This window comes from Pseudoalteromonas sp. J2K-J031 (genome assembly GCF_058197095.2).
Window position 1 is genome coordinate 443,127 of sequence record NZ_CM200279.1, and the last position, 23,903, is coordinate 467,029.

Genomic DNA, 23,903 nt, shown 5'->3' on the forward strand with positions numbered 1-23,903 from the left:
CGGTTACCTTTACAGACTATGGGGTCAAAAAAAAGTTCCTCAAGCTTTTTCTGTTTGCTTTTTATTTGAGCGATTATCAGCAAAAAGACCTGACTTACCTTCTGCGTAATCTGCAGGTTGGCTTTCAAGAGATTCTTGTTTGCTTTTTGGTTTTTCTAGTTTGTCTAAAGAAGCGTGCAATTGCTCGGTTGTTTCTTTGGAGAAAAATGGAATGGTTTCTTTATTCTGTTCTGTTAATAAAATGCGGTTTGTTTCTTGAACGTGATTTACTAATTGCTCATAGTTATCGCGCATTTTTGTCACTAATTTATTCGTATTAGATAAATGGTCGGCCACATCTTGCTTATATTGTTCAAGATTAAGTTGGGCTTTTTCGACTTCTTTTTCGAGTTCGTCGTGTTCATATTGGCGTTTTGTCAGTACAACACCAAGAAAAAAACAACTGAATGCAACGATAATTACTACTGTTAACCAAATCGCTGTTGTCATATAAATCTCCTGAAACTAGGTAAAGTTGAGCGATGTTTTAATAACTTTCAATATACGCTCAGTAAGTGCTCGTGTTAAGATGTAAAGCTAGATTAACGCTTGTTTTATTAACTATTCTTATGACTCCTTGGCAAAAATATCAGCAAGATTTAACCCGCGAAGATTTTCTATACGATGCAGCGCAAGAAAATGCGGTGCGCCATCTTCAACGACTCTATGATGATCTTACAACATCGCAGCCGAAAGAGACGGGTTTTTTTGATAAATTTTTCAAGAAAAAAACAATGCGTTCAATTAAAGGATTGTACTTTTGGGGGGGCGTAGGGCGAGGTAAAACCTACTTAGTAGACACCTTCTTTGATGCCTTGCCGGGTGAGCGTAAAATGCGAGTGCATTTTCATCGTTTTATGCATCGTGTTCATCAAGAATTGAAGCTATTGCATGATGTTAAGAACCCGCTAGAAAGCATCGCGGACAAATTTAAAAGTGAAGTAGATATAATCTGCTTTGATGAATTTTTTGTACAAGATATTACCGATGCCATGCTACTTGGTGGCTTGATGCAAGCGTTGTTTAAGCGCGATATTATTTTAGTTGCAACATCGAATATCATTCCAAGTGATCTTTACCGCAATGGCTTACAGCGTGCGCGTTTTTTACCTGCGATTGATTTGGTTTTGGCTAATACAGAAGTTGTTAATGTTGATTCGGGTATTGATTATCGACTGCGTACGTTAGAGCAAGCTGAAATTTACCATAGTCCACTTGATGAGCAGGCAGATAAAAACCTATTTGAATATTTTGCGAAATTATCACCTGAGTTAGGCACTGCTAATAAAACAGTTAAAATTGAAGGGCGTACACTCAAAACCAGAATGGAAGCTGACAGTATAGTCATGTTTGAGTTTAGTGAGTTGTGTGAAACAGCTCGAAGCCAAGTTGATTATATGGAAATTAGCCGTATTTATCACACAGTCTTACTGTCAAATGTAAAGCAAATGGGCCAGAGCAATGATGATGCAGCAAGGCGTTTTATTGCGCTCGTCGATGAGTTTTACGAGCGAAATGTCACGCTGATTATTTCCGCTGCTGCACCTATTGAGCAATTGTACAGCGATGGGTTGTTAAGTTTTGAATTTAAACGCTGTATCAGTCGCCTACAAGAAATGCAGTCACTGGAATATTTATCGCAACCGCATTTAGCTTAAATTTCTTATTTAAATTAAAGTGGCATTTGGCGTAGAAAAAACATGCATTTTAAAAAAAGCACTGTTATAATCCCGCCTCTGCCACGTTGCGTTCTATTGTCATCATTAGCTTAGCCACTAATTTTGACTCAAGTCTTTTACTCGAAGGGGTTTAAGCATCAACTTAGAGCGGCAGTTTATATACTGCCTGTGGTTTTAATTGTAAACATTGGATTTTTAATAAATGAAAACGTTTGTTGCTAAGCCAGAAACTGTAAAACGTGACTGGTACGTAGTTGACGCTGAAGGTAAAACTTTAGGTCGTATCGCTACTGAGATTGCTTCTCGCTTACGTGGTAAGCACAAAGCTGAATATACTCCGCATGTAGATACTGGTGATTACATCATCGTTATCAATGCAGAGAAAGTTACTGTAACCGGTAACAAAGCTGCGGCTAAAATGTACTATGCTCATACAGGTTTCCCTGGTGGTCTTAAATCGACAACTTTCGAAAAACTTCAAGCTCAAAAGCCTGAAATGATCATCGAAAAAGCGGTTAAAGGCATGTTACCACGTGGACCTTTAGGCCGTGCAATGTACCGTAAACTTAAAGTTTACGCTGGTACTGAGCATAACCATGCTGCACAACAGCCTCAGGTTCTAGACATTTAAGGAGCACACTCATGGCAAATCAATACTACGGTACAGGTCGTCGTAAAAGTTCAAGTGCTCGCGTATTTTTACGCCCAGGCACTGGCAACATCGTAATCAATAAACGTTCTATTGAAGAATATTTTGGTCGCGAAACTTCTCGCATGGTTGTTCGTCAGCCATTAGAGTTAGTTGATATGGTTGAAAAGTTTGACCTATACATCACTGTTGCAGGTGGTGGTAATACAGGACAAGCTGGTGCAATCCGTCACGGTATTACACGTGCACTTATGGAGTTCGACGAATCTTTACGTCCAGCACTTCGTAAAGCAGGTTTCGTTACTCGTGATGCTCGTAAAGTTGAGCGTAAGAAAGTGGGTCTACACAAAGCGCGTAAACGTCCACAATTCTCAAAACGTTAATTTTTTACGTTTCGAAAGAATACCAAAACCCGACCTTGTGTCGGGTTTTTTGTTTTAAATTTTATGTAAATAGTTGAAGTGTTTTTTTTAATTTCGTAGTAATTAATTACTGAAATCAAGACATTTTGAAATCAGTGAAACTATTTATTATTTATTTAGATAAATCAGTCAGTAAAGCAGTTTAATTTTTGCTACAATTGTACGGATCATGTTAGCCGTGATAAGAACGTTTTTTTGGATATTTTTTCTTGGTTAGAGAATGCTCAAAAGGGTAAGTGATAATTGATCTTAGTCAGTACATGTAGAGTAATTTATTGCTAGCATGAATTGATTAAGGCTGGATACGTCACCAATAATGCTCATTAGGTTTAAAAACTAATAGAAATATGGCTTTATTCGTGTGCGCGGCCTTCAATATCCTTGTTTTAATCAAGGGTTTTATTTATGATCGCTTCTATTTTGTAACTTCAAAATTTAACCTGCTGTAACTGAATTCTCGATATAGCAAGTGTTGAGAATCATAGTGGAGATGAGTGGATGAGCAATGCGCCTGTAGACAATAGCCGACGTCGCTTTTTAACCATCGCTACCTCTGTTGTAGGTGGTGTTGGTGCGGCCGGAGCTGCTGTTCCTTTTATTGCGTCATGGAATCCAAGTGAGAGAGCCAAATCTGCAGGTGCGCCTGTTGAAGTGGATATCAGTAAACTTGAGCCAGGACAATTAATTCGTGTTGAGTGGCGAGGCAAGCCTGTATGGGTTGTGTATCGTACACCAAAAATGCTTGAGCAAATGAAAGCGCATGAAGGTCAACTTCGTGATCCGCAATCAGAAGAGCCTCAACAACCTGAGTTCGCGAAAAACGGTTACCGTTCAAAGCGTGAAGAAATCTTTGTTGCTGTGGGTATTTGTACTCACCTCGGCTGTTCTCCAAGCTTCCTACAAGGTGGTTTTGGTGAAAAAGTTGAAGGCACAGATGATGGTTTCTTCTGTCCTTGTCACGGTTCAAAGTTTGATTTAGCAGGCCGTGTATTTCAAGCGGTACCCGCACCATTAAACTTAGAAATCCCGCCTTACATTTTTACTGATGAAACCACAATTATTGTGGGTGCTGAAGAAGGGGCTGCCTAATGTTTGCAAATTTGGTTGATTGGATTGATAAACGCATTCCAATGACACGTGTATGGAACATGCATATTGCACAGTATCCTGCGCCAAAAAACTTTAACTTCTGGTACTTTTTTGGTTCTTTAGCCATGTTAGTACTTGTTAATCAGATCGTAACCGGTATTTGGTTAACAATGAATTATGTGCCTTCTGCTGAAGGTGCGTTTGCATCAGTTGAATACATCATGCGTGATGTTGAATATGGCTGGTTGCTGCGTTATTTACACTCAACCGGTGCATCTGCATTCTTTGTTGTCGTGTATCTGCATATGTTCCGTGGCATGATCTATGGTTCTTATCAAAAGCCACGTGAATTACTGTGGTTATTTGGTATGTTCATCTTTTTGGCATTAATGGCTGAAGCGTTCATGGGCTACTTATTACCTTGGGGTCAGATGTCATTTTGGGGTGCGCAGGTAATTATTTCCCTTTTCGGTGCAATTCCTGTAATTGGTGATGATTTAACTCAGTGGATCCGTGGTGACTATGTAATTTCAGGTGCAACATTAAACCGCTTCTTTGCATTACATGTTATTGCCTTACCGCTTGTTATTGTAATCTTAGTCTTCTTACACATTGTAGCTTTACATGAAGTGGGCTCAAACAACCCTGATGGTGTTGAAATTAAACGTAAAAAAGGTTCAGTTGCTGAAGAAGACAAGCCTAAGTTTAAATTTCATGAATACTACACTGATAAGAAAGATATCGTAGATGCGATCCCTTTCCACCCTTATTACACAGTAAAAGATATTGTCGGTGTGGTTGGTTTCTTAATCTTGTTCTGCTGGGTTGTATTCTTTGCGCCAGCAATGGGTGGTTTCTTCTTAGAAGCGCCAAACTTTGAAGCGGCAAACCCACTGAAAACGCCTGAACATATTTTCCCTGTTTGGTATTTTACGCCATTCTATGCGATTTTACGTGCAATCCCTGATAAGTTAATCGGTGTTGCTGCGATGGGTGCTTCAATTGTTGTTCTTGCGTTATTACCTTGGATTGACCGTGGTTCGGTTCGTTCTATTCGTTACCGCTGTGCATTCCATAAATGGAACATTGCACAGTTTGTTGTGACATTTGTTATCTTAGGTTGGGTGGGTGCAACTCCTCAAACTGATTTCAAGACGATTTTATCGCAAATCACGACAGTTACTTATTTCATGTTCTTCGTTTTATTGTTTGTTTATAGTAAAAATGAAAAAACTAAGCCATTGCCTGAGAGGTTAACGAAATGATCAAGAAACTAGCTATCGGTTTGTTTGCTCTTTCTGCATCAGTAGCCTCTACATTAGCAGTAGCAGCGGGCCCTGCTGTTCCGCTAATGGAAGCTAACAATGATTTAACAGACAAAGCATCGTTACAACGTGGCGCAAAGTTGTTTATGAATTACTGTTTAGGTTGTCACCAAATGCAGTATCAACGATATGAGCGTACATTCCGTGATATCGGTATTCCAACTGAAATAGGTCAGGAACAATTAATATTCGATGGCTCAAAAGTGGGTGGTCATATATTAAATGCAATGGACCCTAAAGATGCGGCAAAATGGTTTGGTGCTACGCCACCAGACTTAACTTTAGTAGCGCGCGTTCGCGGTACTGATTGGATTTACACTTATTTGAAATCTTTTTATAAAGATGAGAGCCGTCCGTTCGGCGTTAATAACACTGTATTTCCTTTAGTTGGTATGCCACACGTTTTACAAGAGTTACAAGGATTACCGACAGCAATCACTGAAGAAGTGGAAGAGCACGGTAAAACAGTAACTAAAGTTGTAGGTACACAAACAGATGGCTCTGGTGAAATGAGCAATGATGAGTACGACCATGCAGCAAGAGATCTCACTAATTTCTTAGCTTATGTGGGCGAGCCATCGCGCTTAGAATCAGAATCTATCGGTATTAAGGTAATTGGATTTTTGTTTATCCTGTTTATCTTAGCGTTCTTACTGAAGAAAGAATACTGGAGAGATGTTCATTAATTTGAACACTTTTTAGTGAATATGAGCAATAGGGGCCTTCGCCCCTTTTGCTGTCTCTAGCAATAATAGATGGAGGAAGGCATGGCTGTTGCTGCCAATAAACGCCCTGTAATGACTCTTTTTTCTGGCGAAAACTGTATGTATAGCCACCAAGTACGTATCGTACTTGCAGAAAAAGGTGTAAGTGTAGATATTCATATGGCTGAAAAGGAAAATCTGCCAGAAGCGCTACACGAAATTAACCCTTACGGCACAGTTCCTACTTTGATTGATCGTGAGTTAGGACTTTACCAGGCAAACATCATCATGGAGTACCTTGATGAGCGTTTCCCACACCCTCCATTAATGCCAGTTTATCCAGTGATGCGCGGTCGCAGTCGTTTAATGATGCATCGTATTGACACTGATTGGTATTCATTGGCTGCGACAATTTACCAAGGTGGTGCAGATGCATCACAAGCTCGTAAAGAGTTAACTGAAGCGCTTTTAAGTGTGGCTCCTTTCTTTAAAGAAGCACCTTATTTTATGAGTGAAGAATTCAGCTTAGTAGATTGTTATTTAGCACCGCTATTATGGCGTTTGCCTGAGCTTGAAATTGAGCTTATCGGTGCTGGAAGCAAAGAACTTAAAGAATATATGATGCGTTTATTTGAACGTGAATCTTTTCAAGCTTCTTTGACTGAAGCTGAGCGTGAAATTCGTTTATAATTTAAACATGATTAAATAATGATGTTTAAATAAAATAGCACTTAGATTCTATAGAGAATTGAGTGCTATTTTTTTATGCCTAATCTTGCATCAATGCAGTGTTCACGATACCCTCAATTTTCTTAAATTCTTGCGGTTGATGTTCCGTAGCGTATTTCAATTAATCATTTATCCAAAACAACTTGGTTTTTAGTAAGGAATTCAGTTTGATGACTCCAAACCGCCCCTATTTATTACGCGCATTTTTTGATTGGATCGTAGATAACCAGTGCACTCCTCATTTAGTTGTCGATGCAACGTACCCACACACCATAATTCCAACGCAATTTGTTCAAGATGGCCAAATTGTTTTAAATATCAGCCCAAGTGCAGTTGCTCAGTTTGCGATGGATAACCAAGAAATAAGTTTCAATGCTCGTTTTGGCGGTCAACCGATGCGAGTAGTTGTCCCTGTTGGTGCTGTACTTGCTATTTATGCTCGAGAAAATGGTGAAGGGACTGTCTTTACTCAAGACTTAATTGAAGAAGATGATTACTTTGATGATGAAGACGACAGTCAGGGTCATGTAGAAGTGCAGGTTGTTGAATCAGAAGATAAACCTGCAGAGAAAAAGAAAGGCTCACATCTTCGAGTGATAAAATAATAAAAAACCTGCTGCTGCAGGTTTTTTTATTAGTGAGTTAAGCCGAGTACAAGCTGGGGGTAGTAGTAAAATAGGACTAAGCTGCCAATTAAAATTAAAAAGAACGGAAATGCGGCCTTTGCGATCACCCACAAACTTTTATCTTGTATTAATCCTTTAATAACAAATAAATTAAAGCCAACAGGTGGCGTAATCTGTGACATTTCAACCACTATTACTAAGTAAATCCCAAACCAAATAGGATCAAATCCTGCTTGTTTTATCAAGGGTAATAATATTGAGCTTGTTAAGATTACAATTGAAATGCCATCTAAAAATAAACCGAGCACGATAAAAACCAATGTGAGATAGACCAGGAGTTGCGCAGCTGATAGCTCTTGGCTTGCAACCCAATAAGCAAGGTCTGCAGGTATTTGTAGAAAACCCATTGCCATTGTTAAAAAGCTAGCGCCGAGCAAAATAAATAAAATCATGGTACTGGTTTTGACGGTCGTTACTAAACTTTGTATCACTAAATCAATGGTTAAAGCCTTTTTTCGATAGCAAATTATAAGTGCTCCTAAAACACCTAACGCAGCCGATTCACTCGGTGTTGCTATACCGCTATAAATAGAACCGATTACTAATATCATGAGCAATATTATCGGAATAAGTTTAGCTAAGGTTGCCCGTTTTTTAAGGGTAATAGTTTCTTGCACGGCAGTATTGGGATAAATCACGCAATGCACGGCAAGGTAAAGCATAAATAAGCTGATTAAAATTAAGCCAGGGATCACACCTGCTAAAAAGAGCTGAGCAATAGAAACTTCACTCGCTATACCATAAACAATTAAAATTATAGATGGCGGAATGAGTAGGCCAAGCGTTGCAGAGCCTGCCAATGAGCCAATGCTTAAATTATCGGCATAACCCCTTTGACTCAATTCTGGTAAGGTCATACGGCCTATTGTTGCAGCGGTTGCAGCCGATGAGCCAGACACAGCTGCAAAAATCCCCGATCCCAGCACATTAATATGCAGTAAACGCCCAGGTATCCGTTTCAGCCAAGGTGCTAAACCGTCAAATAAATCTTGGCCAATATTAGCTCTAAAAAGTAACTCACCCATCCAAATAAAAAGAGGTAAGGCGGTCAAAGACCAACTGGTTAAATGCCCCCAAGCTGTAGTGGCGAACACCAAATCAATTGCATAATTGCTATTAAGTAATAAAGCCAGAAGTGCAATTGCGATTAGACTAAATCCAACCCAAACGCTTAAAGCGAGTAGGCTTAATAGTGCAATAGCGAGCAACGCACCAAGCAATAAACTATCCATGTTGGCTCCATACTTTAGGTAACTGTTTAATAATTGAAATACATAGCATCGCAGAGCCAAGGAACATGGGAAGCTGCAAAGGCCATTGATAAAGAGCGATTTGGCCCGTTGTCAGTTCATGGTGCATATAAGAATCAAGTACTAGGCGTGCCGATGCGTATGTCATAAACATGCTTAGAAGTGCAGCAAGAATGTGAGCAAAGCTATCGAGCCAAATTTTTACATTTGTATTGGGAATATTTAAAAATAAGCTAACTCTAATATGTCCTTGTTGTTCAAAGGTGTACGCCAACCCTAAAAAGCAACTAGTGATCAATAAGTAACCACTAAAGTCTTCGATGGAAGGTAATTGAATATTAAATAAGCGCAATGTAACTTGCAGTAGCACTAAAATAAAAATCAGTGCGATACAGGCTGAAGCTGAAAAAATAAATAATCGCGCAAGTTTAGTCATGTGATTGCATCGCTGTTTTTTGATGGATAAATTGGTTGATCATGTCATGACTGCTTTTGGGGCTACTCTCAAGCCAACGAGCTAGCATTTTATGACCAATATCATTTAATTGTGTTTTTAGTTGTTCACTTGGTTGGCTGACAATCATGCCGTTTTTTGCGAGCATTGCTGTTTTACTGCCGGTCTCTTCTTTAGCTAATAACCACGCTTTTTGTTCAAACTCTTTTGCTCGCAATAACATAGTCTGTTGTGCTTTGGGGCTTAGATCGTTAAAGATCGTTTGATTGATCACCAACATATTTTTAGGGATCCAAGCTTGCAGGTCGGTATAGTAATAAACAAAATCCCACGCTCGGCTGCTAACACCTGTCGAAGGAGATGTGAACATGGTATCAATCATAGCGGTACTAAAAGCTTGTGCAATTTCAGCCGCTTGAATTGAAACAGGATTCGCTGATAATAGACTGGCTAAATCGGCAGTGATCGCACTATAAGCCCTCATTTTACTGTTGTTTAAATCATCTATTGAATTAATTACTTTTTGACTAAACAGCCCTTGGGGTGGCCAGGGCGCAGCAAAAAGTAGGATCAAATTATCTTCAATTAGCTTTTGCGCTAACAAGGGGCGTGATAGCTGCCAAAGATGCTCAGCTTGTTCAAAATTCTCAACTAAAAAGGGTAAGTTATCGAGCTGATAAAGCGGATCTTGATTGCCAAGTAAGCCAATAAAAATTTCACCCATTGCAACTTGTCCGGTTCTGACTGCTCGATAAATTTCATTTGCTTTATAGAGGCTAGCGCCAGGATGAAGAGTGATGTCAATATCATCAGCCTTTAAGGCTTGAGCCATTTGCTGAAGATTTTGAGTGTGGTAAATGTTGCCACTATAAGCCGTGATTAAATCTAAAGCGCTGCATTGAAAGCTTATAAGGAAATAAATAAGTAAAAAGGGTTTCATGGGTTAGCTAAGGCAATAACAATTAACGAATAGTTAACAGTAACACAGCTAAGTAAAACAAAGAAAACCAAAAAAGAACACAGTAATGATTTAGAGAGGATAATAAGTAGCGCTAAATAATTATTTAGCGCTACTAGTGAGCATTATAAATACTCGAACACTTTAATTACTTTGACAACACCAGACACGTTGCGAGCGAGGTCAACGGCAATATTTGCTTCATGTCGTGATACTAAGCCCATTAAGAAGACTTCACCATTTTCGGTGACAACCTTAATATCGTTAGCGCTAATTGTTTCTTCAGTTAAAAGCTGAGTTTTAACTTTAGACGTTAACCACGAATCATGCGTACGCGTGGTAATGCCAGTATTGTTACCAATCCTAATTTGGTTATGAATTTTTGTAATACCAATAACGTTTTTGAGTGCTCGTTCTGCAGAAACGCGCATTTCTTCAGTGGGAGTTTGGCCTAACAGTAATACAACCCCATTTAAACTGACGACGCTGATGTTGGCATGTTTAGCTAAATCATCTTGTGCTTTTATTTCTAGCATCGATTTTATTTCGATGTTGTTATCATCAATTTGACTACCAATGGTGCGGCGATCGGTTGCAGCTGAAACCGCGCCAGCGGTGCCTGCTACAATCGCTGCAGCGCAGCCTTGTAATGCTAAAATACTAACAAGTAGAGCAACTTTTTTAATCATTAATGTTCATCCTGTGGAAATAGTGTCATATCAATTAATTCACTCAGGCAGTGAATATTAAATAAATGTGATTCTACAATGCGGCTTGGGCGTTTAGAAGGCACTCGAATTTCAACATCATTAGGGCCTAATAATCCTGAAAGCTCACCACCATCGTCACCAACCAAAGCTATGACTCTCATATCTTTAGTTAGTGCTGCTTCGATTGCAGAAATAACTGATTTTTCGTTGCCATTAATCGAGAAAACCATGAGTAAATCACCTTGTTGTGCGAACGCTCGCACTTGACGAGCAAACGCATCGCTATCGTTTTGCTCCGCATAACTACTCAAATGTGTTAACACGGGATTAAGAGCAATTGCGGGTAAGCATGGTCGCTCTGTTTCATAAAAATTAACTAATAGGTTTGCCATGTGATCGGCAAGCATTTGACTGCTTGATGCACCACAGCATAATAATTTATTGCCATTAATTAGGCTTTGCGCCACAGTAAATGCCGCAGTTTCCAATGCGCCCGGTAGTACTTCACCAGCAGCTATTTGTGCTTGAATACTTTCGGTATAAATTTCTTTGACTATTTCTTGCATCTTGGTAACTCACAGGACATTTTTGAACCAATTAAATTGGTAGGGATTTTGCCCATTTATTGCCATAAAGTCGACTCTTAACGGTGAATTCTGCAATTGATTTAATTGGATGTAATGTTCAATCGCTCGTTGTAGCCTTTGTTTTTTCTGGTACGTAAACGCAACATTCGCCCCACCATAGCGTTGACTTTTACGATATTTAACTTCAATAAACACCCATGTCTCACGCTCTTGCATAATTAAATCAATTTCACCTAATTTACACCAGAAATTTCGGCTTATTGGGGTTAGCCCTTGTGAAATTAGGTATTTTTCTGCCTGAAGTTCGTAATACTGCCCTTTTTCTCGAGTATTAATAAATACATGACTAAACCAGTTCATCCTTACGACCTGCTTACTGTTTTATTCAAGCATAGTCGCAAAAATGAGGTGTTATCGAGATCTCATGCTTTTTACTGCGCCCCAGATGAAAACTGAGCAGGATCTGGCAGTTGGTCGAGCATAAAGAGCGGTGTCGGTTTTTGTTGTGCTCGCTCAACACTAATGATTGCCTCTTTTTGGTATTGTGCCCACTGCAATTGTCGTTCAATTACACCAGTATCAGCTACCGTCAGTCGTCCAGTTAATCCTTGAATGCCTTTGCCTGATAATGCATTCAGTTGACGAAGTTCTGGAATCAGTTTCACAGCATCGTAGCCCATCGCAAAGAGTTGTTGCTGCAAGTCGTTGTGATCTTCCCACAATAAGTCAAATTGTGTTCGCAGTTCAGCCGCAGTGCGGGTGTTTGGAAGCATCCAAGGCATATCAGTAAAATAAAGCCCTTGCAGATCACGTTTATCGGACTTATCGACTTGCGGGCTATGGCTGCGCGACATCGCATAGATAGGCACTTGATCGGCAAAGGTACTGATGCTGACATCAAAATAGGGTTTGAGTAAACGGGTTTTTACTGCATCAGCAATGATATAAATCACATCAAAGTCACGGCGAGAACGTGGCTCGCTGTGTAATTTATCCTTAAACATTAAGTTTATTGCGCTGATCCGTTGTTGGCTTTTATCGACTTCAAGTAATTGGCGCACTTGCTGTTGTAAGTCTTGTGTACTGCTGTATAAGGCAACCTCCGGTTTTATACTTGAATATTGCTGCCATTGAGCTTGAAAATATTCAATTAGCCGAGTTCCTGAGCGATTTTGCGGTGCTAATATTAACGGTTTCTTATAAGGTTCAGTTAAAAAATGTTCAATCGCTTGATTAATTTCATGCTCAGGAGAGAGCGCAAAATAGAAGTGCTCAAATGCCGCTTGTGGTTGTTCCGAGCTATTTAGAAAAATAACTGGATAGTCAGTTAAAACCCCATCCTTTTCAAGACGAGTAATATTTTCGCGTAATAATGGTCCAACAATGAAATCAGGCTGTAATTGAGCGAGTTGCAGTTTTAACTCCTCACTGGTTTGTTCAGAATCAATAAAGTGAACTTCGTTACTTTGGTTAAATTTGGTTGCAGCTAAAATGCCGTTACTGATTGCTTCTGTATTACGTCGGTTTTTTTCATCTTTTAAAGGTAGCAATACAGCTAACTTTTTCGCTGAAAAGGGTTCTATCTCTAGTAAGTTTTGCATTTTTTCTGGCAGTGCAAAACTAGCAGGATGATGGGGATAGCGTCGTTGCCAATTATTCATTGCACTATGAAGCGCGATCGGATTCCCAACATACAATTGACTATATGAAGCTAAGTTTACCCAACCCTGCTGAATATTTGAGCCTTCTTGTAGGGACTGTAAGGTAAAAGCCGGCAGCTGTGTTATTTGTTGCCAAATAAAATTGTTGAGAGGTTGAGCTGGGATTTGATGTTTTTCAGCGGCTTCAGATGCGCGAAATAAAAATGGCAGTGCTTTTAATGTCAATGATTGAGCAGCATAAATTTGCCCTGAAATATATTGATGCCAATAAAAATGAATTGGGCTTGTCATTTTATCTTTTTGCTCATCTAACAAACTTAATGCAGAGGCATAATGGCGCTGCTTAAATTGTGCTAATGCTAAATATAAAGTATTTTGAGTACGATCTGCACTTTGATTTTGGATTAGATCATTACTAATACTTTCAAGTAATGCCCACTCTTGCTCATCAATCGCTTTATCTCTTGCAGCATATAAAAGTTGGATTTTATCAACACCACGCTTTAATTGTGTGTTTTCATAGAGAGCTTGCGCATCATATTGTTTTTTTACGACGTTATTTGTTGGTTTTTCTACCATTTGTGGAGCAATTGCTGTTTTGTCGGTTGTACTACATGCCGATAACAAGGAAAATAACAAAATGAAGCTAGAATGTTTAAGTTGCACAGAGTTTTCTCAACTAGTAACGCGATGTGTGTATATTACTGACTGATGTAGGAGACCTCAATGTTAAATGGGGATAAATCGAACAAAATTGGTACCTTGTATGTGGTAGCAACCCCGATAGGTAATTTAGATGATATTAGTCAGCGCGCAATAGCAACGCTTTCAAGTGTTGATTTGATTGCTGCCGAAGATACTCGCCATACCGGAAAACTGCTGAGTCATTTATCAATCAAGGCTAAAACGTTTGCTTTGCACGACCATAATGAAAAGCAAAAGGCACAACAGATTGTTGATTGGCTAAACGAAGGTTTAAATGTAGCTTTGGTTTCAGACGCGGGTACGCCATTAATTAGTGACCCGGGCTATTCAGTCGTGAGCTTGTGCCGTGAGCAAGGTGCTAAAGTAACTCCGGTACCAGGTGCATGCGCTGCGATAGCTGCGGTGAGCTGTTCTGGATTGCCAACGGATCGTTTTCAGTTTTTGGGTTTTAGCCCAGCTAAAAGCAAAGCTAGACAAGACTTTTTCTTATCTGCTTATGAAAGCGGCATGACCAGCATTATTTATGAAAGTACTCATCGAATCATGGCAAGCCTAGATGATATTGAAGCTGTCTTAGGGTCTGAGCAACACGTAGTACTTGCAAAAGAACTCACTAAGACCTTTGAAACATTTTTTAGCGGTACTGTTGTGGCACTTAGAGAATTTTTAACAGACGATCCTACCCGCCAGCGCGGTGAAATTGTGCTGATGCTGCCAGGTAAAGAAAAACAACCGGAAGAAATTCCTGCGGATGCACGGCGCATGTTAAGCCTGCTTGAAGCCGAAATGCCGATGAAAAAAGCATGTGGGATCGTAGCTGACTATTTTGGTATTAAAAAGAATGCACTCTATAAAGCAGTGCTTGCCGATAAAGACGAAGAGTAAAAGCTCTCGGTGCGAGAAATAAAGCTGTAAGTTAGTGCTGATTTGCGTATAATGCCGCCCGAGTTGGCTGAGATAATCGCTGCCTGTGACGAAAATGATCAGGGGGAGGAAAGTCCGGGCTCCACAGGGCAGAGTGCCAGTTAACGACTGGGGGGCGCGAGCCTACGACTAGTGCAACAGAGAGCAAACCGCCGATGGCCTTCTTGTAAGGATCAGGTAAGGGTGAAAGGGTGCGGTAAGAGCGCACCGCGCGGCTGGTAACAGTTCGTGGCACGGTAAACTCCACTCGGAGCAAGACCAAATAGGGTTCTATCATTTTAAATAATGAACGCGTGGCCCACGTGAGAACCGGGTAGGTTGCTTGAGCCTAAGAGCGATTTTAGGCCTAGACGAATGATTATCACTTTCTTCGGAAAGCACAGAACCCGGCTTATTGGCTGACTCACACCATTAAAAAAGCCGCTTGTTTAATTTTAAACAAGCGGCTTTTTACATTTTAGAATTCTAAAAATCATTATTATCATAATGCTTAATTGAAGCGTGATGTATGGGTCATCACATAGGCAAAATAAAAAGCCATGTGAATTGCCTCAACATGGCTTTTTATTATTCAGATAAACTCAATAATGAATTACCAAATGTCTTTTGGAATTTCGCTATCTAATTTAGGATGCGCTTTGCGATCAAACGTTGGTATTTTGCCTGCTTTTAATTGATTTTGATAATCTTTACTAAGCCATATCACTACGCCTGATAACATAAAGAGTGCGATGATATTTACAATCGCCATTAGGCCCATTGAAATATCTGCCAGTGTCCAAATTAACCCTAGCTCACTCACAGCTCCAAACATCACCATACCTAACACCAAAATTCGAAAGACAAACATGCCTTTTGCGTGGTTATGTTCTAAAAACATTAAATTGGTTTCTGCGTAAGAGTAATTAGCAACAATAGATGTAAAAGCAAAGAATAAAATAGCGATTGCAATAAAGTACGCCCCCCACGGGCCAACTTGAGAGACAAGTGCGGCTTGAGTGAGAGCAATTCCGGTTAAGCCTGAATTTGGCTCTAACTGACCTGATAATAAAATAATTGCCGCAGTTGCAGTACAAATGACGATTGTATCGACAAAGACGCCCAACATTTGTACATAACCTTGAGATGCTGGGTGCGGAGGATTTGGTGTTGCCGTAGCTGCGGCATTGGCTGCGCTACCCATACCAGCCTCGTTTGAAAATAGACCGCGTTTAATTCCTTGGATCATCGCTTGCATAATACCGTAGCCAATAGCGCCAGCGCCTGCTTGTTCAAGTCCAAATGCCGATTTAAAAATAAGCACTGCAATATCGGGTAAAGCGGTAATATTAATAGCAACGACATAAAGTGCCACCAAAAGATAAACACCAGCCATGGCAGGAACCACAGCTTCAGCAAAACGCGAGATAGTCTTAATACCGCCAAAGATAATAAAAGCAGAGCCAATAACTAAAGCAACACCAACGTAGTGTTTAGGTAAATCAAAGGCTACTTCAAATGCTGCAGCAATTGAATTTGATTGCACAGCATTGAATACGAGCCCAAATGCTAAAATTAGACAGAGTGAGAAGATCACGCCCATCCAGCGTTTGCCAAGACCTATTTCCATATAATAAGCAGGGCCGCCACGAAAATTACCTTCGTCGTCACGTGTTTTATAAGCTTGGGCTAGGGTACTTTCGGCAAAACTTGTTGCCATACCTATTAACGCAATAAGCCACATCCAAAAAATAGCGCCAGGGCCACCTAAATAAAGTGCCACAGCAACACCAGCCATATTACCAGTACCTACTCGTGCTGCTAGTGAGGTACAAAATGCTTGGAATGATGAAATACCATCTTTCGAATTCTGCCTGCTATTGAACATCACTTTAATCATGTGTGGGAATTGTGTGAATTGAATAAATCCCAAGCGGATCGTAAAGTACAAACCTGCAGACACCAAAAGATAAACTAAGATTTGGCCCCACAGTAAATCACTAAAGCTATTTATGAATTCAATCATAAAGAAGATACCTTATATAAAGAGTAAGTAGCGCTTAAAAACGGTGCGCTAATCTATCATAATAAAGACATCAGTGCGAAAAGCTAACGGTCTGACCATTTCAAATGGGCTATCTCATTTACTTATCCACAGCTTTTTGTGAGTAAGTTGAGGGTAAGGTGGTGTTAAGTCTGTATGACTAACTAAGTGAAATAAATCGTAAATTTATGCAAAAAAACGCTTGCCAAAAAAGTTCGCCGCCCTATAATGCGACCCCACTGAGACGGCAGACAGCAACGCTTAGCGAGGCAAGAGTCGACTCACAGAGTTAAATAAAACTTAGTTTGGTTTTGAAAGAAATTTAAAATTAAGTGTTGACTTGGAAAGTGAAACGTTTATTATGGCGCTCCACTTCGCAGCAAGCTCCTAGAGTTAGCGCTGCAACGTTCTTTAACAATTTAAGCAATCATCTGTGTGGGCACTCGTACAGGTTGAGTTCTAACAGCTTAGTTCGAAACTTAGGTTTTGAATAAAGCAAAAAATTTAGAGTCTCAAATGTAACTGAGTGACTATACAGTCAATTTGATTTCACTTTCTCTTTTTATTAAGAATTGTGGAAACAAAAATCAGAATTCATTGAGCTGAACCGCAAGGTTCAAAAAAACTTTTAATTGAAGAGTTTGATCATGGCTCAGATTGAACGCTGGCGGCAGGCCTAACACATGCAAGTCGAGCGGCAGCACAAGGGAGTTTACTCCTGAGGTGGCGAGCGGCGGACGGGTGAGTAATGCTTGGGAACATGCCTTTAGGTGGGGGACAACAGTTGGAAACGACTGCTAATACCGCATGATGTCTACGGACCAAAGTGGGGGACCTTCGGGCCTCACGCCTAAAGATTGGCCCAAGTGGGATTAGCTAGTTGGTGAGGTAATGGCTCACCAAGGCGACGATCCCTAGCTGGTTTGAGAGGATGATCAGCCACACTGGAACTGAGACACGGTCCAGACTCCTACGGGAGGCAGCAGTGGGGAATATTGCACAATGGGCGAAAGCCTGATGCAGCCATGCCGCGTGTGTGAAGAAGGCCTTCGGGTTGTAAAGCACTTTCAGTCAGGAGGAAAGGGTGTGTTTTAATAGAGCATATCTGTGACGTTACTGACAGAAGAAGCACCGGCTAACTCCGTGCCAGCAGCCGCGGTAATACGGAGGGTGCGAGCGTTAATCGGAATTACTGGGCGTAAAGCGTACGCAGGCGGTTGATTAAGCGAGATGTGAAAGCCCCGGGCTCAACCTGGGAACTGCATTTCGAACTGGTCAACTAGAGTGTGATAGAGGGTGGTAGAATTTCAGGTGTAGCGGTGAAATGCGTAGAGATCTGAAGGAATACCGATGGCGAAGGCAGCCACCTGGGTCAACACTGACGCTCATGTACGAAAGCGTGGGGAGCAAACAGGATTAGATACCCTGGTAGTCCACGCCGTAAACGATGTCTACTAGAAGCTGGGGTCCTCGGACAACTTTTTCAAAGCTAACGCATTAAGTAGACCGCCTGGGGAGTACGGCCGCAAGGTTAAAACTCAAATGAATTGACGGGGGCCCGCACAAGCGGTGGAGCATGTGGTTTAATTCGATGCAACGCGAAGAACCTTACCTACACTTGACATCCAGAGAAATCGCTAGAGATAGCTTTGTGCCTTCGGGAACTCTGAGACAGGTGCTGCATGGCTGTCGTCAGCTCGTGTTGTGAGATGTTGGGTTAAGTCCCGCAACGAGCGCAACCCCTATCCTTAGTTGCCAGCGAGTAATGTCGGGAACTCTAAGGAGACTGCCGGTGATAAACCGGAGGAAGGTGGGGACGACGTCAAGTCATCATGGCCCTTACGTGTAGGGCTACACACGTGCTACAATGGCGAGTACAGAGGGCAGCAAGCTGGCGACAGTGAGCGAATCCCTTAAAGCTCGTCGTAGTCCGGATTGGAGTCTGCAACTCGACTCCATGAAGTCGGAATCGCTAGTAATCGCAAATCAGAATGTTGCGGTGAATACGTTCCCGGGCCTTGTACACACCGCCCGTCACACCATGGGAGTGGGTTGCACCAGAAGTAGCTAGCTTAACCTTCGGGAGGGCGGTTACCACGGTGTGATTCATGACTGGGGTGAAGTCGTAACAAGGTAGCCCTAGGGGAACCTGGGGCTGGATCACCTCCTTATCACGATTTAGAACTGATTTGTTCGTAGTGTCCACACAGATGATTGTTAGTTAAATGGCTTAGGCTGTTTAATTAATATTGCTCTTTAAAAATTTGGAAAGCTGATAGAAAAAATTCTTTGAATCGAAAGATTTGAAAGAGTTTTCAAAAGTAAAATTATGCCATTTGCATCGAAAGATGTGATTGGTGTCTACTTTAGTATTCAATATTTAACTTCTGGCGAAGTTTAAATCAGTCCTTTATGTATAACTCAAACTATTTTGGGTTGTATGGTTAAGTGACTAAGCGTACACGGTGGATGCCTTGGCAGTTGGAGGCGATGAAGGACGTATTAACTTGCGATAAGCCTAGTCAAGCTAGTAAAAAGCGCTTGAGACTAGGATTTCCGAATGGGGAAACCCACCTATTTATAGGTATCATATGGTGAATACATAGCCATATGAGGCGAACGCGGAGAACTGAAACATCTAAGTACCCGTAGGAAAAGAAATCAACCGAGATTCCGGAAGTAGCGGCGAGCGAAACCGGAGCAGCCCTTAAGTTTATTTGTGATTAGTGGAATGTTCTGGAAAGGACAGCGGCACAGGGTGATAGCCCCGTACATGAAAATCTATAGTAAATGAAATCGAGTAGGTCGGGACACGTGTTATCTTGACTGAATATGGGGGGACCATCCTCCAAGGCTAAATACTCCCAACTGACCGATAGTGAACCAGTACCGTGAGGGAAAGGCGAAAAGAACCCCTGTGAGGGGAGTGAAATAGAACCTGAAACCGTGTACGTACAAGCAGTAGGAGCACCTTCGTGGTGTGACTGCGTACCTTTTGTATAATGGGTCAGCGACTTATATTTTGTAGCGAGGTTAACCAATTAGGGGAGCCGTAGGGAAACCGAGTCTTAACTGGGCGTATAGTTGCAAGGTATAGACCCGAAACCCGGTGATCTAGCCATGGGCAGGTTGAAGGTTGAGTAACATCAACTGGAGGACCGAACCCACTAACGTTGAAAAGTTAGGGGATGACTTGTGGCTAGGAGTGAAAGGCTAATCAAACCGGGAGATAGCTGGTTCTCCCCGAAATCTATTTAGGTAGAGCCTCGGACGAATACTTACGGGGGTAGAGCACTGTTAAGGCTAGGGGGTCATCCCGACTTACCAACCCTTTGCAAACTCCGAATACCGTAAAGTACTATCCGGGAGACACACGGCGGGTGCTAACGTCCGTCGTGAAGAGGGAAACAACCCAGAGCGCCATCTAAGGTCCCAAAGTGTATGTTAAGTGGGAAACGATGTGGAAAGGCCCAGACAGCCAGGAGGTTGGCTTAGAAGCAGCCATCCTTTAAAGAAAGCGTAATAGCTCACTGGTCGAGTCGGTCTGCGCGGAAGATGTAACGGGGCTAAACATACCACCGAAGATGCGCCTGCGTACTTTGTATGCGGGGTAGGGGAGCGTTCTGTAAGCCGTTGAAGGTGATTCGAGAGGGTTGCTGGAGGTATCAGAAGTGCGAATGCTGACATAAGTAACGATAATGGGAGTGAAAAACTCCCACGCCGGAAGACCAAGGGTTCCTATCCCATGTTAATCAGGGTAGGGTGAGTCGACCCCTAAGGCGAGGCGGAAACGCGTAGTCGATGGGAAACGGGTTAATATTCCCGTACTCGACATGAATGCGATGGGGAGACGGAGCAGGCTAGGCAGGCATGGCGTTGGTTGTCCATGTGAAAGTAAGTAGGTTGGAGACTTAGGTAAATCCGGGTTTCCTTAAGACTGAGATACGAGACGAGCTACTACGGTAGTGAAGTTGTTGATGCCATACTTCCAGGAAAATCCTCTAAGCTTCAGTTCATGTGGAATCGTACCCCAAACCGACACAGGTGGTCAGGTAGAGAATACTAAGGCGCTTGAGAGAACTCGGGTGAAGGAACTAGGCAAAATAGTACCGTAACTTCGGGAGAAGGTACGCTGCTGACGGTGAAGGGACTTGCTCCCGGAGCTGTTGGCAGTCACAGTAACCAGGTGGCTGGAACTGTTTATTAAAAACACAGCACTGTGCAAAATCGCAAGATGACGTATACGGTGTGACGCCTGCCCGGTGCCGGAAGGTTAATTGATGGGGTTAGCGGCAACGCGAAGCTCTTGATCGAAGCCCCGGTAAACGGCGGCCGTAACTATAACGGTCCTAAGGTAGCGAAATTCCTTGTCGGGTAAGTTCCGACCTGCACGAATGGCGTAATCATGGCCACGCTGTCTCCACCCGAGACTCAGTGAAATTGAATTTGCGGTGAAGATGCCGTATACCCGCGGCTAGACGGAAAGACCCCGTGAACCTTTACTATAGCTTGGCACTGAACATTGAACCTACATGTGTAGGATAGGTGGGAGACTTAGAAGCAGGAACGCTAGTTCTTGTGGAGTCGTCCTTGAAATACCACCCTTGTAGTTTTGATGTTCTAACGTAGGTCCCTAATCGGGATTGCGGACAGTGCCTGGTGGGTAGTTTGACTGGGGCGGTCTCCTCCTAAAGAGTAACGGAGGAGCACGAAGGTTTGCTAAGTACGGTCGGACATCGTACGGTTAGTGTAATGGTAGAAGCAAGCTTAACTGCGAGACGGACAAGTCGAGCAGGTACGAAAGTAGGTCATAGTGATCCGGTGGTTCTGAATGGAAGGGCCATCGCTCAACGGATAAAAGGTACTCCGGGGATAACAGGCTGATACCGCCCAAGAGTTCATATCGACGGCGGTGTTTGGCACCTCGATGTCGGCTCATCACATCCTGGGGCTGAAGTCGGTCCCAAGGGTATGGCTGTTCGCCATTTAAAGTGGTACGCGAGCTGGGTTTAGAACGTCGTGAGACAGTTCGGTCCCTATCTGCCGTGGGCGTTTGAGAATTGAGAGGGGTTGCTCCTAGTACGAGAGGACCGGAGTGAACGAACCGCTGGTGTTCGGGTTGTCATGCCAATGGCACTGCCCGGTAGCTACGTTCGGAATCGATAAGCGCTGAAAGCATCTAAGCGCGAAGCGAGCCTCGAGATGAGTTCTCACTAGAGCTATAAGCTCTCTGAAGGGCCGTTGGAGACTACAACGTTGATAGGTTGGGTGTGGAAGCGCTGTGAGGCGTTAAGCTAACCAATACTAATTACCCGTGAGGCTTAACCATACAACGCCAAAGTGGTTTGTATGAAGCACTGATGAATAGCAAGAAGTTAGATAGCACTGAAGTAGACGAATTGAATATCAGCCTTCCGAATTTTAGTTAATTGCGAGCGTGATTAACGAACCAAATTTTGCTTGGTGACAATAGCGTTTTGGACCCACCTGATCCCATTCCGAACTCAGTAGTGAAACGAAACAGCGCCGATGGTAGTGTGGGGTTACCCATGTGAGAGTAGGACATCGCCAGGCTCCTAATAAGAGAAACCCGTTGCAGCAATGCAGCGGGTTTTTTGCTATGTGCGTTTTAAATTATCAGAGTTAAGTTACATTTTTAAATTACATTGTATGTTTTTATTTAAAAAAGCAGATGAAACATTGTTATTAACCTGAACTCTGGTTAATAAATCTATTTCCAATAGCTATTTTCAACCATAACTACGTTGAGTTTACTTGCAATAGGCCCGCTATTGACGTGTAAACTAGCCTTGTTATCTCTGTAAATCTCCAACAGGAGAATTGCTGGATTTTTATATAGATTAAATCAATACATTACTAAATCTCTTAACTAGGTGGGCGATAAACACATAAAAGAATGAAATGGTTACAAATTTTTCAGAGGTATTATTAGATTAAGCAATGACGAGTTGTACAAGAAAATAAATACAGCTAACAAATAATATGAGTGCTAAAACAGCTGCAATAATTATTGAAAGTGGTGAGGTATTTTGAAAGTCATGCTTTCTTTTTGTTTCTGATTGGATGCCGAATAAACCAGCAAAAATACTTTGTAAGATAGAAGTTAATTGCTTCAAGTTACTTTACAGGTACGTATTGTGTTGTTGAGTGTTCTTGATCTGAATCACTTAGTAGCTCTAATAAATCCAAATAATGAAATTGTGCACTTCGGCTATCACCTTTTAGCCAGGCAAACCAACTTTTATTCGAATCAGTATTTAAACGACATTGTGCAATAGCGCGGTTGTATGTGTAAGCATTTTCGTAGTTACTTGGACAAGCACAACTAACATCTTGAGTTGATGAAGATGTAAGGAATGAAAAAGTTGAAGCAGAAAATAAAACAACAGAAGAGGCGAAAGCTGCTCGTTTAATTCCTTTTATTGTCATAGCTAAAACCTTTTAAGCATAAATTTGCCTAAAGCTTAATCAAAGATGCCTAAAAAGACAAGGATATAGTAAACAATATTAGTAGGTTAAATTAGATTAATTGATTGTTAACTATTTGTAAAGGTGAAAGTTTTAAATAAATAGGTTACATTAGTAACCCGTTCGAAGAGAGGTGACTATGTCAAAATTTTTAATTGCGCCATCTATTTTATCTGCAGATTTTGCAAGGCTCGGTCAAGACGTTGAGGCTGTGTTAGCTGCTGGTGCTGATGTTGTGCATTTCGATGTAATGGACAACCATTATGTGCCAAACCTAACTATCGGCCCTATGGTATGCCAAGCGCTTCGTAAATACGGTATTACAGCTCCTATTGATGTTCATTTAATGGTTAAGCCTGTAGATGCCATTGTGCCTATGTTCGCAAAAGCGGGCGCGAGCATTATAACTTTTCATCCTGAGGCCAGTGAGCATGTTGACCGTACTTTACAGCTCATTAAAGATCACGGCTGCCAAGCTGGTTTAGTGCTAAATCCTGCAACGTCTTTATCTCATTTAGAGCATGTTATGGATAGGTTAGATGTTATTTTACTTATGTCTGTGAACCCTGGATTTGGTGGGCAAAGTTTTATCCCTCATACTTTAGAAAAATTACGTCAAGTAAAGGCATTAATTAAGACGTCAGGTCGAGACATTCGATTAGAAGTCGATGGCGGTGTGAATGTTGATAATATTAAAGAGATTGCCGAAGCTGGTGCTGATATGTTTGTGGCTGGTTCAGCCATTTTTAATCAACCTGATTACAAAGAAGTGATAGACAAAATGCGGGCACAGCTCGCTTTGGTGAAATAAATAAGAGTT

Annotated in this window: 21 protein-coding genes, 3 rRNA genes and 1 other RNA gene; 14 read left to right on the forward strand and 11 right to left on the reverse strand. The window is 41.6% G+C overall.

Annotated features, from left to right (window positions below; genetic code table 11):
• Positions 1 to 39: 39 nt before the first annotated feature.
• A complete protein-coding gene (locus AC3KZC_RS02065; RefSeq protein ID WP_490579796.1) occupies positions 40 to 489 on the reverse strand; it encodes a Z-ring associated ZapG family protein in 450 nt (149 codons plus the stop codon).
• Between the two features lie 119 nt (positions 490 to 608).
• Between AC3KZC_RS02065 and zapE the strand changes: the two genes are divergently transcribed.
• The 8 genes from zapE (at position 609) to AC3KZC_RS02105 (ending at position 7,241) form a co-directional block, all read left to right on the forward strand.
• Entirely contained in the window at positions 609 to 1,697 is a 1,089-nt protein-coding gene (gene zapE, locus AC3KZC_RS02070) for a cell division protein ZapE (RefSeq protein WP_490579795.1), read from the forward strand.
• 223 nt (positions 1,698 to 1,920) lie between these two features.
• Positions 1,921 to 2,349, forward strand: coding sequence for a 50S ribosomal protein L13 (gene rplM / locus AC3KZC_RS02075; RefSeq protein WP_490579794.1), 429 nt, complete (start codon positions 1,921 to 1,923; stop codon positions 2,347 to 2,349).
• 11 nt (positions 2,350 to 2,360) lie between these two features.
• Positions 2,361 to 2,750 (forward strand): 30S ribosomal protein S9, encoded by a 390-nt coding sequence (gene rpsI / locus AC3KZC_RS02080; protein WP_490579793.1) that lies wholly within the window; start codon positions 2,361 to 2,363, stop codon positions 2,748 to 2,750.
• 537 nt (positions 2,751 to 3,287) lie between these two features.
• On the forward strand, positions 3,288 to 3,878 hold the full coding sequence (gene petA, locus AC3KZC_RS02085; protein WP_490579792.1) for a ubiquinol-cytochrome c reductase iron-sulfur subunit: 591 nt from the start codon (positions 3,288 to 3,290) through the stop codon (positions 3,876 to 3,878).
• A complete protein-coding gene (locus AC3KZC_RS02090; protein WP_490579791.1) occupies positions 3,878 to 5,143 on the forward strand; it encodes a cytochrome b in 1,266 nt (421 codons plus the stop codon). The genes petA and AC3KZC_RS02090 overlap by 1 nt, the downstream gene beginning before the upstream one ends.
• Positions 5,140 to 5,889 carry a cytochrome c1 gene (locus tag AC3KZC_RS02095; protein WP_490579790.1) on the forward strand — a complete coding sequence of 250 codons (750 nt, stop codon included), beginning with the start codon at positions 5,140 to 5,142 and terminating at the stop codon, positions 5,887 to 5,889. Before AC3KZC_RS02090 ends, AC3KZC_RS02095 begins: the two co-directional genes overlap by 4 nt.
• An 81-nt stretch (positions 5,890 to 5,970) precedes the next feature.
• Positions 5,971 to 6,597: a stringent starvation protein SspA gene (sspA, locus tag AC3KZC_RS02100; protein WP_490579789.1), complete on the forward strand. Its 627-nt coding sequence runs from the start codon at positions 5,971 to 5,973 to the stop codon at positions 6,595 to 6,597.
• A gap of 209 nt (positions 6,598 to 6,806) precedes the next feature.
• Positions 6,807 to 7,241, forward strand: coding sequence for a ClpXP protease specificity-enhancing factor (locus tag AC3KZC_RS02105; RefSeq protein WP_490579788.1), 435 nt, complete (start codon positions 6,807 to 6,809; stop codon positions 7,239 to 7,241).
• 29 nt (positions 7,242 to 7,270) lie between these two features.
• Here the strand turns inward: AC3KZC_RS02105 and AC3KZC_RS02110 are convergent, their stop codons facing one another.
• The 7 genes from AC3KZC_RS02110 to AC3KZC_RS02140 all read right to left on the reverse strand — a co-directional run bounded on the left by AC3KZC_RS02110 (position 7,271) and on the right by AC3KZC_RS02140 (position 13,608).
• The gene (locus AC3KZC_RS02110) at positions 7,271 to 8,554 is read right to left on the reverse strand and encodes a TRAP transporter large permease (RefSeq protein WP_490579787.1); all 1,284 of its coding nucleotides are present in this window, start codon (positions 8,552 to 8,554) and stop codon (positions 7,271 to 7,273) included.
• Positions 8,547 to 9,008: a TRAP transporter small permease gene (locus AC3KZC_RS02115; RefSeq protein WP_490579786.1), complete on the reverse strand. Its 462-nt coding sequence runs from the start codon at positions 9,006 to 9,008 to the stop codon at positions 8,547 to 8,549. The genes AC3KZC_RS02110 and AC3KZC_RS02115 overlap by 8 nt, the downstream gene beginning before the upstream one ends.
• Positions 9,001 to 9,966, reverse strand: coding sequence for a TRAP transporter substrate-binding protein (locus AC3KZC_RS02120; RefSeq protein WP_490579785.1), 966 nt, complete (start codon positions 9,964 to 9,966; stop codon positions 9,001 to 9,003). Before AC3KZC_RS02120 ends, AC3KZC_RS02115 begins: the two co-directional genes overlap by 8 nt.
• A 143-nt stretch (positions 9,967 to 10,109) precedes the next feature.
• Complete coding sequence (gene dolP / locus AC3KZC_RS02125) at positions 10,110 to 10,673, reverse strand: division/outer membrane stress-associated lipid-binding lipoprotein (RefSeq protein WP_490579784.1); 564 nt, start codon at positions 10,671 to 10,673, stop codon at positions 10,110 to 10,112.
• Positions 10,673 to 11,260 carry an SIS domain-containing protein gene (locus tag AC3KZC_RS02130; protein WP_490579783.1) on the reverse strand — a complete coding sequence of 196 codons (588 nt, stop codon included), beginning with the start codon at positions 11,258 to 11,260 and terminating at the stop codon, positions 10,673 to 10,675. Before AC3KZC_RS02130 ends, dolP begins: the two co-directional genes overlap by 1 nt.
• Positions 11,261 to 11,269: 9 nt before the next feature.
• Complete coding sequence (locus tag AC3KZC_RS02135) at positions 11,270 to 11,641, reverse strand: YraN family protein (protein ID WP_490579782.1); 372 nt, start codon at positions 11,639 to 11,641, stop codon at positions 11,270 to 11,272.
• 71 nt (positions 11,642 to 11,712) lie between these two features.
• Positions 11,713 to 13,608, reverse strand: coding sequence for a penicillin-binding protein activator (locus tag AC3KZC_RS02140; protein WP_490579781.1), 1,896 nt, complete (start codon positions 13,606 to 13,608; stop codon positions 11,713 to 11,715).
• 60 nt (positions 13,609 to 13,668) lie between these two features.
• Here AC3KZC_RS02140 and rsmI point away from each other — a divergent pair, with 60 nt between their 5' ends.
• The gene (gene rsmI / locus AC3KZC_RS02145) at positions 13,669 to 14,532 is read left to right on the forward strand and encodes a 16S rRNA (cytidine(1402)-2'-O)-methyltransferase (RefSeq protein ID WP_490579780.1); all 864 of its coding nucleotides are present in this window, start codon (positions 13,669 to 13,671) and stop codon (positions 14,530 to 14,532) included.
• A 59-nt stretch (positions 14,533 to 14,591) separates the two neighbouring features.
• Positions 14,592 to 14,981, forward strand: an RNA gene (gene rnpB / locus AC3KZC_RS02150) — RNase P RNA component class A.
• A gap of 182 nt (positions 14,982 to 15,163) precedes the next feature.
• Here the strand turns inward: rnpB and AC3KZC_RS02155 are convergent.
• Positions 15,164 to 16,576, reverse strand: a complete 1,413-nt coding sequence (locus AC3KZC_RS02155; RefSeq protein ID WP_490579779.1) for an alanine/glycine:cation symporter family protein — start codon at positions 16,574 to 16,576, stop codon at positions 15,164 to 15,166.
• Positions 16,577 to 17,223: 647 nt separating this feature from the next.
• On the opposite strand from AC3KZC_RS02155, the gene AC3KZC_RS02160 reads away from it, so the two are divergent.
• The 3 genes from AC3KZC_RS02160 (at position 17,224) to rrf (ending at position 22,168) form a co-directional block, all read left to right on the forward strand.
• Positions 17,224 to 18,765, forward strand: a 16S ribosomal RNA gene (locus AC3KZC_RS02160).
• A gap of 271 nt (positions 18,766 to 19,036) precedes the next feature.
• Positions 19,037 to 21,923, forward strand: a 23S ribosomal RNA gene (locus tag AC3KZC_RS02165).
• A gap of 130 nt (positions 21,924 to 22,053) precedes the next feature.
• A 5S ribosomal RNA gene (gene rrf, locus AC3KZC_RS02170) occupies positions 22,054 to 22,168 on the forward strand.
• The 16S, 23S and 5S rRNA genes sit together here, the layout of an rRNA operon.
• A gap of 380 nt (positions 22,169 to 22,548) precedes the next feature.
• Here the strand turns inward: rrf and AC3KZC_RS02175 are convergent.
• Complete coding sequence (locus AC3KZC_RS02175) at positions 22,549 to 22,731, reverse strand: DUF2970 domain-containing protein (protein ID WP_490579987.1); 183 nt, start codon at positions 22,729 to 22,731, stop codon at positions 22,549 to 22,551.
• Position 22,732: 1 nt separating this feature from the next.
• Positions 22,733 to 23,044, reverse strand: a complete 312-nt coding sequence (locus AC3KZC_RS02180) for a hypothetical protein (protein WP_490579988.1) — start codon at positions 23,042 to 23,044, stop codon at positions 22,733 to 22,735.
• A gap of 178 nt (positions 23,045 to 23,222) precedes the next feature.
• Here AC3KZC_RS02180 and rpe point away from each other — a divergent pair, with 178 nt between their 5' ends.
• Positions 23,223 to 23,894 (forward strand): ribulose-phosphate 3-epimerase, encoded by a 672-nt coding sequence (rpe, locus tag AC3KZC_RS02185; protein WP_490579989.1) that lies wholly within the window; start codon positions 23,223 to 23,225, stop codon positions 23,892 to 23,894.
• Positions 23,895 to 23,903: the final 9 nt, after the last annotated feature.

Bases quoted from the DNA above. Each gene is read 5' to 3' on its own strand.
- rpsI (WP_490579793.1), top strand. From the start codon at position 2,361: ATGGCAAATCAATACTACGGTACAGGTCGTCGTAAAAGTTCAAGTGCT.
- AC3KZC_RS02130 (WP_490579783.1), bottom strand. From the start codon at position 11,260: ATGCAAGAAATAGTCAAAGAAATTTATACCGAAAGTATTCAAGCACAA.
- AC3KZC_RS02180 (WP_490579988.1), bottom strand. From the start codon at position 23,044: ATGACAATAAAAGGAATTAAACGAGCAGCTTTCGCCTCTTCTGTTGTT.
- AC3KZC_RS02135 (WP_490579782.1), bottom strand. From the start codon at position 11,641: ATGAACTGGTTTAGTCATGTATTTATTAATACTCGAGAAAAAGGGCAG.
- AC3KZC_RS02110 (WP_490579787.1), bottom strand. From the start codon at position 8,554: ATGGATAGTTTATTGCTTGGTGCGTTGCTCGCTATTGCACTATTAAGC.
- AC3KZC_RS02105 (WP_490579788.1), top strand. From the start codon at position 6,807: ATGACTCCAAACCGCCCCTATTTATTACGCGCATTTTTTGATTGGATC.
- zapE (WP_490579795.1), top strand. From the start codon at position 609: ATGACTCCTTGGCAAAAATATCAGCAAGATTTAACCCGCGAAGATTTT.
- petA (WP_490579792.1), top strand. From the start codon at position 3,288: ATGAGCAATGCGCCTGTAGACAATAGCCGACGTCGCTTTTTAACCATC.
- AC3KZC_RS02115 (WP_490579786.1), bottom strand. From the start codon at position 9,008: ATGACTAAACTTGCGCGATTATTTATTTTTTCAGCTTCAGCCTGTATC.
- sspA (WP_490579789.1), top strand. From the start codon at position 5,971: ATGGCTGTTGCTGCCAATAAACGCCCTGTAATGACTCTTTTTTCTGGC.
- AC3KZC_RS02095 (WP_490579790.1), top strand. From the start codon at position 5,140: ATGATCAAGAAACTAGCTATCGGTTTGTTTGCTCTTTCTGCATCAGTA.
- AC3KZC_RS02065 (WP_490579796.1), bottom strand. From the start codon at position 489: ATGACAACAGCGATTTGGTTAACAGTAGTAATTATCGTTGCATTCAGT.
- dolP (WP_490579784.1), bottom strand. From the start codon at position 10,673: ATGATTAAAAAAGTTGCTCTACTTGTTAGTATTTTAGCATTACAAGGC.
- AC3KZC_RS02155 (WP_490579779.1), bottom strand. From the start codon at position 16,576: ATGATTGAATTCATAAATAGCTTTAGTGATTTACTGTGGGGCCAAATC.
- rpe (WP_490579989.1), top strand. From the start codon at position 23,223: ATGTCAAAATTTTTAATTGCGCCATCTATTTTATCTGCAGATTTTGCA.
- AC3KZC_RS02090 (WP_490579791.1), top strand. From the start codon at position 3,878: ATGTTTGCAAATTTGGTTGATTGGATTGATAAACGCATTCCAATGACA.
- rplM (WP_490579794.1), top strand. From the start codon at position 1,921: ATGAAAACGTTTGTTGCTAAGCCAGAAACTGTAAAACGTGACTGGTAC.
- AC3KZC_RS02120 (WP_490579785.1), bottom strand. From the start codon at position 9,966: ATGAAACCCTTTTTACTTATTTATTTCCTTATAAGCTTTCAATGCAGC.
- rsmI (WP_490579780.1), top strand. From the start codon at position 13,669: ATGTTAAATGGGGATAAATCGAACAAAATTGGTACCTTGTATGTGGTA.